The following is a 15,986-nucleotide window of genomic DNA, read 5'->3' as shown; positions in this document are numbered from 1 at the left end:
AGGCAAGCACGGGAGGGAGGTGTACCGCCTTTGATGTCGGCATCGTATCTGGGAGGAGGAGATAGCCGACGACCGAGATGTAAGTTCGGACGCTGGATTTGCCAAGTTGCGATTTTGCATAGCAACCCTGCAAAACGATACGAATGCGAGCCACTTGCCCACTAGGCATCGACGTAACCGGTTGGTTCTCTGCACGGCTTTGCTAAATCAGACGGCATTTCACTTTAGATTGGACGAGTTTGGTTCGAGTACCAGCTCAATGCGCGGTGCTGACCATACATCGCATCAGTGATTGTTTAACGAGAAATATGCAATCTAAAGTTGCATAAGATATATTATGGAACTAAGCTATTGATATTGAACATGAAATAGAAACAATTTCACCCGTGATTGATCGATTCCTTTGGCCAATCTTGTCAGTCCACGACCGGCCGCTTTGCGCCCCCCCCCATTCAGGACGCTGAGGCAAGATTTTGGTACTCCTGAAAGCGCACATCTTGGCGGGATTGTCGCCGCTATTCGGGGGGATATCAACGAAGCTGGCCCCTCCGGTGTCGTCGGCCTGCATCTTTGATAATGTCCTTCATCACATATAGACCATCGGATGTTTATGCGAATGACCGACGATCCAAAAATGCCGATCACTCCGCCGGCGCCGGCAGCGGGTCGAGAGATTCTCCGCAACGTGGTTGAAGCCGCGGCAGAGACGCTTCCTGGCGCCGGCATGTTGACCGCGATCTACCGCACGACGTTCCCATCGCAGTCCGACCGTCAACGCGATGATTGGCAGCACGCCATTTCCGAGCGAACGAATGAGCACAGTGAGCGACTGGATCGCCACGAAGCAATGCTTTCTCCCGCTGCGGATGCGTATTCCGGGACGGCCGCGAGGCTCGTCGAAGCGGTCGCGCATGCGTGTCCCGATGGGCTGGCAGAGCATTTCTGGGATATCGAGGACATCGTGCAGATGGTGCCCGACGCGAATCCGTCGGAGGTCGAGGACGCAGCTCTGGAGCTTTCCGCCGCTGGATATCTGGAGGAGCGGCACCTGACAAGCGCACATCGCTTCCGTCCCACGCAGCGCTTCTATGAGCAATTCGATCACCAGGTCATGGGATGGAACGGCACCCGAAAAGATGCGGCGTTTCTCGCATCGTTGATGATGCAACACGACACCGGTGACGCCACGGATCTTCACGAACGCTCCGGATGGCCTTTGCGGCGCTTCAACCCCGCGCTGGAGCATCTTAAAGCCGAGTACCCGCGGTGGCCGTGGCGTCCGCAATATCACTTTGATTTTCCGTCAGCCGGCCTTGTGATCGGAAGGCCCCAAACAGTCGGGCTGCGTCGGTTCGTTGACGCAGTGGCCCGCGAGGCCGGCCGGTGAGCCAGCTAATACAGGTCAGGGACTTGCTGTGCCGCAGCTCGTTGAAGCTGGCGGCGAGCGGGTTCGCTTGCGCTTCCTTGAGTTCTTCGCGGCCAATATCCGCAACCCGAACACGCGTCGCGCCTGTGCGCGCGGGGCCTTGGGTTTTTCAGCTGGCACACCGCAGGTAGGTGCAACAGCTCGCAGACATCCACCCCATCCATGTCGCCGCATGGATAGGTGGGAAAAACGCATTCCGCCCCGACGGTCAAGCAGGGCCTCTGCGCTTAAAGAATGGCGACACCCTCGAAAAAAGCCGCTGCAACGGCGAAACCATAGCTCTACCCATACCACCGCAGTCATGATACGAAACCAATGTTCTTTCTTTGTTCTGGAGCCGATTTAGACTATGAGCATCTGCAGGCCGCCGGCCGAGCAGCCGGGAACGCGTTTCGGGTGGTAAACATTGATGTGTGGACGCCGGTCTCGCCGCCTTCATTGATGTTCCAAACCCGTCTATGCTCTATACAGTGAGGGGACGTGTCTAACACCAAACAGATATTGGCGATGTTGCGAAGTCGCGTCGAAGGCGACGACGAGCTGTTCTATTCCATTGCGTTGCAGGTCGCGGCTTCCGAGGCGAGGCAGGGACACCGCAGCGTTGCGGAAGAGTTGCGCGCCGAGGTGGAGAAAGCCCGCGTGGTAAAGCCACGCGGGCCATCCGTCGCCATTCCGTTCGGCCTGCCGCGAGGCAACTTGGAAGGTCTCCTCGAACTGCGGGAGCCACGGCTCAAGCTCAAGGACGTTGTGCTCGATGCGTCGCTTACCAAGCATATGGGTGACGTTGTCCGCCAGCAGCGCCGGCGGGATTGGCTCAGGGAGCACGGCAAGAAGCCGTCGCGCCGTCTCCTCTTCGTCGGGCCGCCTGGATCAGGCAAGACCATGTCGGCCGAAGCGGTCGCGGGTGAGCTGGGACTACCGCTTTTTGTCATTCGTCTTGAGCAGCTGATTTCCCGCTTCATGGGCGACACCGCAGCAAAGCTGCGACTGGTGTTCGACGAGACTGCGCAGCGGCGCGGCGTCTATCTGTTCGACGAGTTCGACGCCGTCGGCGCGCACCGGACCGCCACCAATGACGTAGCTGAAATGCGACGCGTGCTGAATTCCTTCCTGCAGTTCATGGAGGAGGAAGCTCCGACCGATAGCGTCATCATCTGCGCGACCAATCACCCGGGGTTACTCGACCGCGCGTTGCTGCGCCGGTATGATCAGGTGCTGGAATTCAGGCCGCCGTCGAACGATCAGATCAAGGACATTCTCTTGCGTAACCTGCGTCCGATGAAGGCGCCGCGACTGGCATGGGCGAAGATCCTGAAGGCCGCCGGCGAGCTCAGTCAGGCCGAGCTTGCGCGTGCCGCCGATGACGCGGTCAAGAACGCGATTCTCGACGAGCGCAACACCGTCTCTTCGGAGGATATCCTCGTGCTACTCGAAGAGCGGCATCGCATGCGCAGTGCATTTCTGGATGCAGCGAAGTCCTAGTGCATGGCGACACGCTTTTCGCTCCCCCACATTGATATTTCGGCAAACTACAGCAGCAGCGCGTATACCGGTGAGGGAAGCGGTCGCAGCAACAACGTCCGAATCCGCGATGAGCACGCGGCCCGCCTCCAGAATGAACTCGACGCAGCCCTCGCGGTCGTCGACCAGCAACGAGCGGCAGACCCGAGGTTGCCGCCTGCGCAGGGTGGCTATATCGAAGTAGAGCTGCGCCGCGGATCGAGCCCTGACATTCTGGAGCGCAGAACACTTGGACTGCGACCAGGCGCCGTCAAGGATAGGCAGGCGGCCCGTCTGGTCGGTCTCTATATACCGGATGACGCTCGCGAGGCGTTTGCCGCCATACTTGCGGATTATCGAAGCGGGCCGCTGACACCGAAGGGTGAGCCCCACCACAAGTCCACCGTCGAACCGATCGAGGCCTTCCGCCGTGCACGTCTAGAGACGTTATGGACGGACGATCCGCAGGCGCTTCCCCTCGATCCGCAGTACCAGATGTGGTGGGCGATCTGGGTTTCGCGTGGGCAGGAACTGGAGCTGGAGGACATCGCGCAGCGTTTGCGCCTTCGCGCAGGAGCCCGCGACAGACGACTGCGATTCCCCGAGGTCGTTATTGTTCCGGTCTATGCCACCAGGGCCGAGATCGAGCTGATGATGTATGCGACCGGCGTCATCGTTGAGCTGCGCCGGGCAACCGATAATCCTTCATTCTTCGTCGATGACGTACGCGAGGAGCAACACGAGTGGAATGAAGAACTTGCCGGACGGATCGAATGGCCTGGACAGGACGTGCCGTCGGTCTGCCTATTCGATACCGGCGTCAACCGCGCCCACGTCCTGCTCGAGCCTGCCCTGTCGATCGACGACATGCATGCGGTCAGGCGTGGTTGGGGCGTGGACGACCATGACAATCACGGCACCGCCATGGGCGGTATCGCTTTGCATGGCGATCTTACCATCCCGTTGGGAGACAACGCGCCGCGGACGCTAACGCATCGCCTCGAGTCCGTAAAACTCCTGCCGCCTGGAAGGGCAGACCCAAACGATCCGAACTCCTATGGATCGGTCACGCAGTCGGCGGCCGCCCTTCCGGAGATCCAGCGGCCGGAGCGCACACGCGTATTCTGCATGGCTGTGACCAATGACGGGGTGTCAGGCGCGCGTCCCTCGACTTGGAGCTCCGCCATCGACCAGATCGCCGCGGGGACCATGCCGGGCGACAATGAGAATTCGCCGAAGCGGCTCGTCGTGCTTGCGGTCGGCAACACCAAACCGGTCATGCAGTTCCAGCAATTGCTGGACAATGATAGCTATCCCGCGCAGGATCCGGCGCAGGCGTGGAACGCCCTAACGATCGGGGGGTACACGGACCTCGACCAGATCCGCGGCGCCGGATACGAGGATTGGACTCATCTCGCCGGCGTAGGTGAGCTGAGCCCCCATAGCCGGACGAGCGTCGACTGGGGTACGCGAGCGCCGATCAAGCCAGAGCTTATGCTCGAGGCGGGAAACCGCGCGGTGAGCCCAAGTCGCCGCGACATCGTGACCCTCGATTCACTCTGCCTGCTCAGTACCGGTCGCGACGTAGCGGCCGCGCCGCTGGTGCCTTTCCATGCGACAAGCGCCGCCACGGCGCAGGCTGCCCGCATGGCGGCGCAGCTGACAGCGGCGCATCCGGATTACTGGCCCGAAACCATTCGCGCCCTGATGGTGCACAGCGCTGAGTATACGGAGCCGATGAAGGCGCTGTTCGCGGCCGAGACCAATCTGCGCAATCGCTACGACATCGCGAGGCGATTCGGGTATGGCGTGCCGGACATCGATCGCGCGACGGCCTCCGCGCGGGATCATCTTGCGCTTATCGCGCAGACCGACATCCAGCCCTACCGGTTGGAGGGCACGAGGAAATTCAACGAGTGCCATTACTACACCCTGCCCCTTCCTGCAGCCGTCCTTGAGGAGCTAGACAACGAGATCGTCGACCTCAAGATCACCTTGTCCTATTTCGTGGACCCAAACCCAGGCTTCGCGGCCAACGTCGACCCGTTGCGCTATCAGTCGTTCGGCCTGCGGTTCGATCTGCGGCGCAAGGGCGAGTTGCTCGCCAATTTTAAGCGAAGGGTCAACGCGGCCGAGCGTGATGTGCGTACCCAGCGTGCGCCCCGTCATCCTGACGACAACCGTTGGCTACTGGGCCCTGACAGCATTTCCGCAGGGTCACTGCATTGCGATACCTGGAGCGGGCCGGCCGTAGACTTGCTGGGCCGCGACGTGCTCTGCATTAAGCCAGTCGGGGGCTGGTGGAGGGATCGCGCCCGCGCCGCCATCGTGAACCAACGCGCGCGTTATGCCCTCGTGGTCACGCTGAAGGCCCGGCGTACCGATATCGACCTCTACACACCGATTGTGTTATCGATCACACCCGGACAGGCGGTCCGCAACGAAGTGCTTGTCGAGCGCTGACACCACGGCGCGCCGCTCCCGCTATGTTCCGGATGCGACATACACTTCCATGCACTCAACTATCTTGGTCAAGGAGGAAATCCGTTAGCCCAAAGCCGCTTCAGGTATGGCCGCCGACATATTGCCGTGTTCAATCTGATCGCAGTAGCGCATGAACGCGGAAACGCTCGCGGCTGAGCGGTCCTCCTTCGCGAAGAACTCCTCGCGGCGGGCTTGAAGGACGGAAGCGAAACACTGCGAGAGCTCGCAATTGAAGAGCTCGACCGCCTCGTCCGGCCCGTGCGCCTTGTTCTCGTTGATCCTGAAGTTACTCGCCTGCAGCGCCTTACGAAGATCGGCATAGGCCGCTTCGAGCGCTGGCAAGTCGTCGGACGACAGCGCGATATCGTCCATATAGACGCTCGCCGTAACCACCGCCGGCAACACGCGCAGGAAGGCTCCTGCCCCTGAGCGCATTAGGACCAAAGTGGCGAGGATCGGCGACTGGACGAATCCGTAAGGCAGTGCGTGGCCGGGCTCCCCGAAAGGATTCTTTACACAGGACCATTTCGCGAGGTAGCCCGCTTTTCCGATACCGATCGCATGCAGCTCGCGCGCGACGCGGTTGCGGCCGATGCCGTAGAAAAAACGTTCGATATCGACCCGGGCGAAGTAGCGATGGTCCCGATGTGCATGCAGCGCCGCGACATGCCCGCCTTTGCGGAGATGGTAGTATATATCCTCGAAATCGGTCGCGGCTTCGACCTGGGCCTTCAGTTCGCGCCCGATCGCTTCGCATCGTTCGCTCGGAACGAAGACGGGCTTGCCCTTACGCAGGTAGGAGTAACGGTAGGTTTCGAACTTGACGGGCATAGTAGTTGACGACCTTGCTCATGAGATCAAGCGACACGTTGACCAGCTCGAGGACGAGCACAATCACGGGAAGCAAGCTCAGAGCAAGGCGCGTGAGATTAGGCTTTTTACGCATAACCCACCTCCATGTTCTCGTTCTCCGGCAACCTGCAACTCTGCAACACAGAGTCGTCAACTGAGAGAACCTAATGGCCTCGAAGCGGGTCTTGGGGCATCCCGTAAGGTGTGCTTAAGGACCGCCGGGTGAGCTGTAGGTTATCGCCGGCAACGTGGAAGATGACGTAAAGACAGCGCGCAAATCTTTCAAGTGCGGGGATCACAAATTTCAGTCGGCTCACCCGAGCAATCGAACGTCCAGATTAAACGGTTCGATCCGCTCGATTCTGACTGCCGCAGCCGCGGGATGGCGATGGTTGACAATAACGTTCCAGTCGGGGCTGCCGGCCACCGCCACGATCGCCGACGGGACAAACAGAAGCGCGTGTTCAAGCCCGGCCAGCCACTCGTCTCCCATCCGCTGGGTGTCAGCTTCCCTGCGGCGCCAGTCAGCGGGTAGGTCGGACAAGGCCCGTTGCGTGAGCGGCGTCTCGTCGGGAACGTCGTAGAGGACCATTGCAAGCGCCGGCAGCAATGCCGGATCCTCGACGTGGACAAGCTTTTCAAGGACGCAAAGAGACGGCGATGTGGCCGTATAGGTCACCGGACGGCCGACGGTGTTCCAGCGTCCGTTGAACAACAATCCGTACCCGCCATCCATGGCGGCTGCGAATTGCCGGCTGGAAAGCCCCCAGAGCTGCATCAGGCGGCAGCACCCCAAGCGATCTTGCCGAGGATGGTTTCAATGACCCTCGTGCCCGCCTCAGTTTGTGCCACCGTCAGCGGGGTTTCGCCGCTCAATTCCGCCAGTTCCTTGCGCAGCCAACGATTCGCCTTCGCGGGATCTCCAAAGGTCTCCTCCGCGAGCGACTGTATACGGGCGAGCCGCACGGCCCGGTCGGATTCGTCGACCGTCAGGGGCTCGTTCTTCTCCGCGCGATGCCGGCGCGTGCGTTGCGGAATGACGAAGCGCTCGATCTCTTGTTCACTGAGCCCGGCGAGAGACAGGCCCTTCAGCGTCGCAAGCGGAAGCCGCCGGCGCACCAACATCGCAAGGTCCGCCTGCGACCGAACATCGGCTCCCAGCACCGCGGCGCCGCCGAGCTTGCGTGCTACATCGTCAATGAGTGCAACAGAGGTGCTCATATTCAATCTCCGGCAATATGCCGAGATATTTAAGGCATCTTGCCGGAAATGCAATCCCATGCAATGGATTTCTGACATCAGCCGACGTGCAGCAGTCTCGGGTCGCACCACGTTCAGACAGCTAATTTACTCCCCTCGCCGACCGGATCCATCACTAATGCGGCATGGCCGCGAACAAGCTCCTTGGTCTCCTCGCTTTCCATCCGGTCGATCGTTGCCCGCCACATCGACTCGAGACCGTCATTCAGGGCGAGCGCATCGACATTTTCGACGCCCTTGGCGCTCTCGTCGAGCATCGCATGCAACGCCGCGTTCATCTTGCCGAACTGGCTGCTCACCTCCTGCCATTTCAGGATCGGTGAGCGCACAACGTTGGCCTCGTGCCTCGTCACGTCCTTTCGAGATCGTGATGCCGACCGATCGTGGTGCCTGGGCGGGACGTAGCTCTCTTTCAGCAACGCCTGCACATTGACCTCGAGCTCATCATCGTCGGCGCGATCTGCCGCCATGAGATCGCCCATATCAACATCCGGAAGATCGGTGTCCTCCAAGCGTGGGCGCTTCTGATCGGCATCCGCCGTCTCGGCCACATCGCTACTGTTTCCGGCGTGCCACCGTCGCCTGGTTGCCGTGTCTTCGGCCGAAGCCTCCGATTGCTGCGGCGCCTCCCCTGGCGTTACGCCCGGAACGCGCGTCGCATCGAGGTTCAGCCTGATCGTCAGCTCGTCGAGCGATGAGAAGAAGATGTGCCGCTCGCCGTCGACATCCTGCCATAGGAAATCGACCGGGCGTGGCCCCGTGGGCGTCTTCAACGCCGCGCTGGTGACGCCGCCGGCTTTCAACGCGGCAACCCGCCGCTGCACGACCCGAGCATCCGGATGGAGCATCTGACGCGTCATCACCCCTTTGAATGCCGCAGGCTTTGCTTTGAACTGCGCGTCGTCCTCAAGCGTCCAGGCCCTCGGCTGGATCTGTGGCTTTCGGATTTCCCGGTATTTGTCCATCGCCCGGAATTGCCGCTCGCCACCGGAATCGAGTTTCATGATGCGCATGATCGGCATGCCGGTCACCTGCAGGATCGCCTCCTCCGGCTTCATCTGCATCAGGGCGTGAACCGGCAGCAGTTCCACGCGCATCGGCATCATGGAGCCGCCACGGTCACGGCGGCCATGACGGTATGAGTATGACGGCTGGGGCATCAACTTTGTGTCGACGCCTGCAATCTGGGACACGGCCTGCGCATCCTCGACATTCTGGAAATTCATGTAGAGCTTGATCGTCGACGTCCCCATCAGGATCTTCTGGCCCGGTCGCTGGTAAAGCCGCTCCAGTTGCGCGCCGTCCTGCAGGATGAACACGAACCGCACCCCGTTCTTGCGGATCAGCGGCGCCAGCGTCAGCACCGTGTCAAGTCGGCCGCCATTGCCGAACTCGTCGAGCATCATCAGGACCTCGTATTCGCCATTGCGCAGTGGGCCGAGCTGCACGAGGTTGTCGGCCATCTGCTGCACGAAGATCGAAATCAGCCGTTCGTACATCTGGATGACGTTCCAGTCGGCCTGCAGGTAGATGACCATCCTGCGCTTGCGGATCTCGGTGATCGGGATCGTCGTCACCGACGTCATCGCCTCGATGAGCTCGTTCTGCAGGAAATTGAACTTGGCGCCGATCTCGGCCGCTATCCCCTCGCCCAGCTTTTCATGGCGGCCGATGAACTTTGTCAGCTGCATGCGCGTCTGGTCGGACAGATGATCGCCGTATCGCGACAGGAGCTGTGCGATCGCCGTGCGCTCGTCCGACATGGAATTGAGGATGCGATAGAGCTCGCTCAGCGACTTGCGCGTATCCGGACACTCGATCACAAAGCCCAGCATGGCGACCAGCAGGATCCTGGCGCTTTCCTCCCAGAAATCGTTCGAATCCGAACGCAGCCGTTCCGGCATCAGCATCTGCGCCAGCTTCTGCAGATCGGTGATGCGGTGATGCGGATCCTTGCTGATCACGTCCAGCGGATTGAAGCAGTGCGTTCCATGCTGGCCTGGCGCCAAGAGGTAGACTTCGTAACCCTTCTTCTTCATGTAGCCGGAGGTTTTTTCGTAGAGCTCCCCGCTCATGTCGAGGATGAACATCGATCCGGCGTAGTTCATCATCGTCGGCATGACGAAGCTGCGCGACTTGCCCTGCCCCGGCGAGCCGATCACCATGACATGCTGATCGCTGTCCGAGCGCAGAAGCATCCCCTGCTTGTATCCGAGCACGATGCCGCTCTTTTCGCGCAATCGATAGTCCGCGGCATCCCGCAGCGTCGCCAGTCGGGAATGACCAAACACCTTTCGCTCGCGCTGAATCACCGCCCTGACGATCGGGAATCCGATCAAAAATCCTGCCGCGGCCAATCCGCCCAGGCTGGCGAGGACCGTCAACTTCGCCGGCTTGATGAGCTGGCCGGCGGCATTGGTGCCGCCGAAGGGCGCCTGGTACATGGCGGTCAGCGCGGTGCCGTAGTAATTCGCGACGGCGTCCAGCGTCAGGCCATTGGTGGCGATCAGGTAGAAGGCCACGCCGTAGACGACGACACCCGCCCAACAGGCCGCGAACACCAGGCCGGACGTTGCCAGCAGACTGAAGATCGACCGGACATGCAACAGGTAGAGGATCAGGCGCGACAGCGACCGGCCGCCCTTCAACATCCACCAGGTCAGCCAGACATAGATGAACGGAAACGCGACAAGGAGGGCGAGCAGCGACAGCCCGATCGTGTTGCGCGTGAACACGATCACCATGGTCTGCCTCGCCCCATCCATGATCGGCGCGCGGCTCAGATAGTCGATGAACGACGCCTGGCCGAACGACGTCGAGTACAGGTCGTAGATGAAAACGAATGTCGTGAGCCACATCAGCCCTGCGACCACGATGACAACCGGAAAGGTCAGAAACGAAAATCGCCGCAGCGCCGTCGGCCGTTTCGGTCGCGGCACCTCGTCCATAGCGGCGCGCAACGTCGCCGCATCGATCTCGAAGGGGTCCTGCAGCAACCCGCTGTCGTCGGAGAACCTGACCGGCCCGTCATTCGCTGCCTGCCGCGTCGTCTTGACCTGCCACTGCGCCTCGTGTGCGGTGTGGTCCGCCGCGTGCCGAGGCGCGTCGTCAAAAGACCTGGCTGTGAACCTTTTCGCCATCTTCGTTGACCTCGTCCCGAAAATAGATCTCGCTCACCCCCCGGCTGACCGTTTCGTCGCCCTTGCGCAGCTGCACCACGATCGGGATGATCGAGCGGATGTATTTGAGGATGTCATCCCGCTCCATCCGCACGCCGGCGTTCACGATCAAGGTCGACAAACGGTTGAACGCCTGATGCGGCGAATTCGCGTGGATCGTGGTCATGGAGCCGGGATGGCCCGTATTGATCGCGTTGAGGAAGTCGAAAGCTTCCGGGCCGCGCAGCTCGCCCATAAATATCCTGTCCGGGCGCAGGCGTAGCGCCGTCGCCAGCAAGTCTGCCATCGATACCTTCGCCTCGCCCTGGTCTCCTTTCGAGACCAGAAGCGACACCACGTTTTCCTGCCGAGGCTCCAACTCGCGCGTGTCCTCCATCAGGACGAAGCGCTCGTGCATGGGAATGGCCGTCAGCATCGTGTTCAGGAACGTCGTCTTTCCCGAGGACGTGCCGCCCGACACCAGCATGGAGCGATGCTCCGAGGCCGCGAGCTCCAGGAACTGCCGCACCTGCCTGCTGCGCAGCAAGGCCGACAATTGCCGGTCGACCTCGTCCATATCGTCGTCTCCCGTCACCTTCACATGATCGAAGGCGCCGCGCTTCTCGTAGTCCTCCAGCGACAGCCGCCGGATGAACTGCTTGCGGATCGAAAACGCATGGCCTGTGGCGGAAGTCGGATGAAGCACGAACTGGACGCGTTCGCCGCCCGTCAGGACGGCCGAGAGCAACGGGTTTTCGCGATTGATCACCTGGGCCGTCAAAGCAGCGGACCGTACGGCCATGTTCTCGACCGAATGTTCGGTGAGGGCCGGTTCCTCGATCTTCTGCATCACCAGGCTGCCGCCTTTTTCCAGCCACAGCTCCCCCGGCTTCTGGCAGGAGATTTCGACCACCTCGGGATCATCGAGGTATGGCCTGATCGGCTTCAGCGCCTCGCCGAGCCAATGAAGATCGATGTCCCTTCGGCTGGTTGCTGCATCGACCTTCTTAAGCGGAGTCACCACCTTCTTGTCGAGCAGTGCGTCTACGCGCGTATCGTTGGCAGAATCCATCGCTACTTGCCTACCCGCTTCGACCTTTTCAACCGCTCGAACTCTTCAACGACCGGGTCTGGGTACAAATCGGAGAAATCGAGATCACGCGTGACGAAGACGTTGATGTCCGACCCCTGGTCGATATGGATCGTCGGCCTGATATCCTTGGTATTGCCGAAAGCCTCAGCGGCCATCTGCTGGATGCCGGCTGCGATCGTCTGCGCCGCAATGCCACGAGCCTGCTCTTCCGGTGTTTGCGTGCTGCTTTGCGGTATCCGCGTCACCGAGCCATCCGGATTGACGATCGTGATGTCGTTGTTGCGATCGGGATTTCCGAGCGTCGCCACATATTGCGCCGCCCCGCCGATCATCGTGAGCAGCGCCGGCGGGCCGAAGCGCTCCCAATATTTCCGGTCGACCTTCCCTGTTATGCCGGACCGGCCGAGCCGGTCCGTTCCGAACGAACCGAGCTGGACCGAAACGCCGTCGCCGCGGATCATGCGCGTCCAGACGATGAAAACCCGCTCCTGGCCCTGCTGAATGTCGGCCTTGTAGTCGCCGATCAGGCTCGATCCGGCCGGAATCAGGATGCGGCGGCCGTCGAAAGAGTAGACGTCGTCTCGCACGCTTGCCTTCGCCATGCCGGCGAGGTCCGAGTTGATCGCGGTTTCCAGCGTTCCCCTGATCATTGTGCCCTGCGCGATCCAGGCGTCGGTGCGATTGTTTTTCACCGCCCGCGAAACCGTGACGTCCTGGTTGCCCATCGCCGCCAGGAAAGCCCTGTTGGCATCTCCTCCCGTGCCGTCGCGGCCGCTAACGCTCGCGCCGCCCTCTGCGGAGAAATCTTCGCCGCCATTCAGGCCGGCCAGCCCTTGTGCATCACCACCCAGCTGCGTGGATGCCTGCGCCATATCCGTGCCCTGTTGGCCACGCGACTGGTCGTAGACCATTGCATTCGCCTTCACGCGCTCGAGCAACTTCTGCTGGCGTTCGAGTTCGATGCACTTCGGGTCGTCCGGATTGTTTCCGTTCGAGCAATCGACCGGCTTCTCCAGCACCGGCGGCAACTCAACCTGTTCCACCGGTGGCGGCGGCGGTGGGGGTGGCGGCGCCTCCGGCACCACCACGGTGGGGATCGGCGGCGGGGGTGGCGGCGTGTTGAAGCCCGGGCTCTCCGGTGCTCTCACCGGGGCGAAGGTCTCGGGTTCTGCCTGGTTCGTCGCGATCTTTTCCTGCGGTGTCGAGAAGGCCAGGTAGAGCACAATCCCAACGCCAAAGAGCGCCACCAGCAGCGCCAATGGCCGTCCGATGCCTATTCCGCGACGCCGCACCGCGCCACCAATTGCGGCTTCGTTTTCGATGCCATGGCTATATTGCGGATCAGACATCGGCCTACCTCATGCTCCTGTCCGGAGGGCGGCTCGAATACGCCCCTCGCTTTCCCAACGGCTTCGGCCCGACCACGCCCTCGATCGGCGCCGGCTCGTCGGCCGGCCCCGTGCGCAGATTGAACAGGCAGGTTTCCGTCTCCGTCCCAAAACGGAGCGTCCATTGGCGCGACACCGCGTCGATCACGATGTAGTCCTGCTCCCGGCGGTAGTTGACCAGCGACTCGCGCCGCTTCCTGTCGACAACAAAAATCGCCGGCGTGTCGCCCGAAAACTTCATGAAGGTCTTGATGCCGTCGTCGAACACCCACACCGGTTTCGCGCCGGGATCGCCCTTGAAGCCGTAGTCATAGTTCACGTTGTCGCGGCGGATATTCTTGATGTTCGGATTCTTCTGCGCCTCCTGGGCCTGCTCCCACAGCTCCGCCATGCCCTTCATCCCGACATCCTCAGGATAGGAAAATCGAAGCTTGTAGGTCTGATTCCGCTGGCTTTTGGAATCGTTGACCAGCAGCTCGAACGAATAGGTGCGCTTCGTCGTGATGACCGACATATTCGTGGAGGCTTCTTTTTCCATGGGCTTCAGCGTAAGCGAGCGACGGTCGGCCGACGTCAGGATCTGCCAGGAGACCGTATCGCCGGCGACGACCTGCGTGATCTCCTCGTCCGTCCCGAACAGGATCACCGTGACCATGCCGTAGGTGCCGGTGACCTCGAACACCTGCTCCGAGGAATAGGGAACCGTGCGAATGCGAGGATCATAGCGTCCTGGCTGCGCCACCAATTCCGCGTGCGCGAGTGCCGTGCCGAGCAGGACCGCCAGCGCTGCCAGTCCCACTCTCCTCATTGCGGCAGCCCGCTTGGCATCATTTCCGGAACCCTGGTGTAGTCGGTCACCAAGAAGCCCAGCGGATTGAACATCCGCACCCTCTGGCTCATTTCCAGATTGCCCTGCCGATAGCGGATCGTCGCCGACCACCGGCCGACTTTGGCCATACCGCCTTGGCGGCGCTCTTCCGTCTCGAAGCGCACGTTCATGGTCTCGTTATTCAGGGGATTGACGGACAAGAGGTTCACCCGGACGTCTCCCTCCGCTCCGATCCTCTTGACCGGCGACTTCGGATTGCCCGGGTTCATCAGCTCTTCATAGTCGCGAAACGCCCGCCCGTTCGGGTCCGACCACAACTGGATCATGTCGAAGGTGTCGGCGAGATACCTGGGATCGTAGGTCTCCCGCTTGATCACGTAGTTGCCGATGAAGGCTGCCCTCACCGCCTGTAGTTCGGAGACCGACCTGTCATGGTCGAGCGTGGTCACCGTCTCCATGTAGCCTGTTGTCTTATCGACGATCAGCGGCACCACCTCGGTCGATTTCAGTGGGAACAACTGCGCCGACGACCAAACCGAGATGCCGGCGACGGCCCACCCGGCGATGGCCGCCAGACCGAGCACGAACGCAAGCAGGGAAAGGAGCGACCTCTGCCGCGCCCCCCATGTCAAATGCTGCTGATAGATTTCCTCAGGACCTGGGACTTTCCCGTCAGGCAGGCCGATCGTCTCTTTCCTCAACAATGCCACTCGAATTCATCTCCGCGCAAAACCGGGGAACTACCGCGAACCGTGTTCCGGATTTCTACCCGGAGCGGCCCCGCATGCGGCCGGCAAGCATCCGGCCCATGGCCCGAGTTCCTCGCCCCATGTCTCCCGCCATGGCCATCGTGCCGCGCACGGCGCCGCCGGTGATGCCTGCCGGTATAAAGCTTGTTGCGAGATTGGCAGCTCTAGAGCCCCGGTTCCTTGCCGTTTGCAGTGTTTCGCCTATACCGCCAGCAGTAGATATCCCATGGAACAACGTCCCATATGCGAACGACTGCGCCAATGACGGCACCCGGACGACGAACGCGGCGACAACCAGCATGTAGAGCACCAGGCCCGCCGCCACGCCGAAGGACTCCTCCTGCGTTGCCGTCGCAATCTGGATGGAATCCAGATAGGAACGCACAAAGCCGAAGCAGAAGCCGGCAATGATGTAGGAAAAAAGCAGCGTGAATATTCCGAAGGCTATGCCTTTGACCCAGCCCTCGAACACAAATCTGGTGATGCCGAAGAAATTGCAGAGAATGGCAATTGGCCCTACCGCCAGCATCACGGCGACTGTCATTTTTGCAAACAGCGTCACGCCGGTCAGGACCAGAAGCATGGGGATCAACCCGCCACCCACGATGAACAGATCGAGCAAGGCACCGACGATCGAGCCGATCCATCCGCCGGCCTGAGCGGTCGCGATCGCCGATGCGAATTCGTAGACTTTCTCGGCGACCTGACGGACCTGTTCCGCCATGTTGGCGCCGCCGGCAATCCCCGCCATGCGCGACGACAGCGCGGCCCCAAGCTGTTCCGGCGTCTCGAGGATCAGCTTGCCCACTTCCTCATGGAAGACCGACCAGGACATAACGAACGCATATGCGAGGGCGACCTTGCAGCCGGTGATGGCCATGTCCTGGAAGCTGATGTGGGTCCGGCCCAATGCTCCCCACAGAAAATAGATGATGAGGAACAGGGCCAGAAGGGAGGTGACCAGTCCCTTGTTTTCGGCAAACAGCCCCCAAGCCCGCTCGATCGTATCCTGGTTGATCTTGTCGAAATAGGTGAGCGCGGTTCCATAGAAATTGGTGAGCCCGTCCCGCGGATCCATCTGGCAACGCTCCGATCAGAACTGGTTCACCGGCCGCATGGGGCCACATTCATCGGTCAACTGCTGGACGAGAATCCCGCCGGCATCCCAGCGTCCGGGATCTCGAGCATACGCAAGTTCGCCAACCGGATTCTCGTCAGCCGAGCACTTCGCCAAACGCTCCTTATGG

At 61.1% G+C, this 15,986-nt stretch carries 12 protein-coding genes; 3 read left to right on the top strand and 9 right to left on the bottom strand.

Annotated features, from left to right (window positions below; genetic code table 11):
- Window positions 1-616 precede the first annotated feature (616 nt).
- From QFZ88_RS27620 to QFZ88_RS27610, 3 genes are all read left to right on the top strand, one after another.
- Window positions 617-1,387, top strand: a complete 771-nt coding sequence (locus QFZ88_RS27620) for a hypothetical protein (protein ID WP_307420837.1) — start codon at window positions 617-619, stop codon at window positions 1,385-1,387.
- Window positions 1,388-1,906: 519 nt separating this feature from the next.
- Window positions 1,907-2,908, top strand: coding sequence for an AAA family ATPase (locus QFZ88_RS27615; protein WP_190234588.1), 1,002 nt, complete (start codon window positions 1,907-1,909; stop codon window positions 2,906-2,908).
- A 3-nt stretch (window positions 2,909-2,911) separates the two neighbouring features.
- Window positions 2,912-5,389, top strand: coding sequence for a S8 family peptidase (locus QFZ88_RS27610; protein WP_065996893.1), 2,478 nt, complete (start codon window positions 2,912-2,914; stop codon window positions 5,387-5,389).
- Between the two features lie 84 nt (window positions 5,390-5,473).
- Here QFZ88_RS27610 and QFZ88_RS27605 read toward each other — a convergent pair whose 3' ends face one another.
- The 9 genes from QFZ88_RS27605 to QFZ88_RS27565 form a co-directional block, all read right to left on the bottom strand.
- Window positions 5,474-6,241, bottom strand: coding sequence for a reverse transcriptase domain-containing protein (locus QFZ88_RS27605; protein WP_065996895.1), 768 nt, complete (start codon window positions 6,239-6,241; stop codon window positions 5,474-5,476).
- Between the two features lie 334 nt (window positions 6,242-6,575).
- Window positions 6,576-7,040, bottom strand: coding sequence for an RES family NAD+ phosphorylase (locus QFZ88_RS27600; protein ID WP_065996897.1), 465 nt, complete (start codon window positions 7,038-7,040; stop codon window positions 6,576-6,578).
- Window positions 7,040-7,483 carry a type II toxin-antitoxin system Xre/ParS family antitoxin gene (locus tag QFZ88_RS27595; protein ID WP_065996899.1) on the bottom strand — a complete coding sequence of 148 codons (444 nt, stop codon included), beginning with the start codon at window positions 7,481-7,483 and terminating at the stop codon, window positions 7,040-7,042. Before QFZ88_RS27595 ends, QFZ88_RS27600 begins: the two co-directional genes overlap by 1 nt.
- 113 nt (window positions 7,484-7,596) lie before the next feature.
- Window positions 7,597-10,662, bottom strand: a complete 3,066-nt coding sequence (locus tag QFZ88_RS27590) for a type IV secretory system conjugative DNA transfer family protein (RefSeq protein ID WP_065996901.1) — start codon at window positions 10,660-10,662, stop codon at window positions 7,597-7,599.
- Window positions 10,631-11,752: a P-type DNA transfer ATPase VirB11 gene (virB11, locus tag QFZ88_RS27585; RefSeq protein ID WP_083237638.1), complete on the bottom strand. Its 1,122-nt coding sequence runs from the start codon at window positions 11,750-11,752 to the stop codon at window positions 10,631-10,633. The genes QFZ88_RS27590 and virB11 overlap by 32 nt, the downstream gene beginning before the upstream one ends.
- Window positions 11,753-11,754: 2 nt before the next feature.
- Window positions 11,755-13,032: a type IV secretion system protein VirB10 gene (gene virB10 / locus QFZ88_RS27580; RefSeq protein WP_245317433.1), complete on the bottom strand. Its 1,278-nt coding sequence runs from the start codon at window positions 13,030-13,032 to the stop codon at window positions 11,755-11,757.
- A gap of 94 nt (window positions 13,033-13,126) precedes the next feature.
- Window positions 13,127-13,960 (bottom strand): P-type conjugative transfer protein VirB9, encoded by an 834-nt coding sequence (gene virB9, locus QFZ88_RS27575; protein ID WP_373426420.1) that lies wholly within the window; start codon window positions 13,958-13,960, stop codon window positions 13,127-13,129.
- Window positions 13,961-13,965: 5 nt separating this feature from the next.
- Window positions 13,966-14,700 (bottom strand): virB8 family protein, encoded by a 735-nt coding sequence (locus QFZ88_RS27570; protein WP_065996909.1) that lies wholly within the window; start codon window positions 14,698-14,700, stop codon window positions 13,966-13,968.
- A gap of 55 nt (window positions 14,701-14,755) precedes the next feature.
- Entirely contained in the window at window positions 14,756-15,817 is a 1,062-nt protein-coding gene (locus QFZ88_RS27565; protein WP_065996910.1) for a type IV secretion system protein, read from the bottom strand.
- Window positions 15,818-15,986: the final 169 nt, after the last annotated feature.

The organism is Mesorhizobium sp. YL-MeA3-2017, from assembly GCF_030814575.1.
GTDB lineage: Bacteria > Pseudomonadota > Alphaproteobacteria > Rhizobiales > Rhizobiaceae > Mesorhizobium > Mesorhizobium terrae.
The sequence above is the reverse complement of the archived record's forward strand: the minus strand, read 5'-3'. Positions and strand labels throughout refer to the sequence as shown.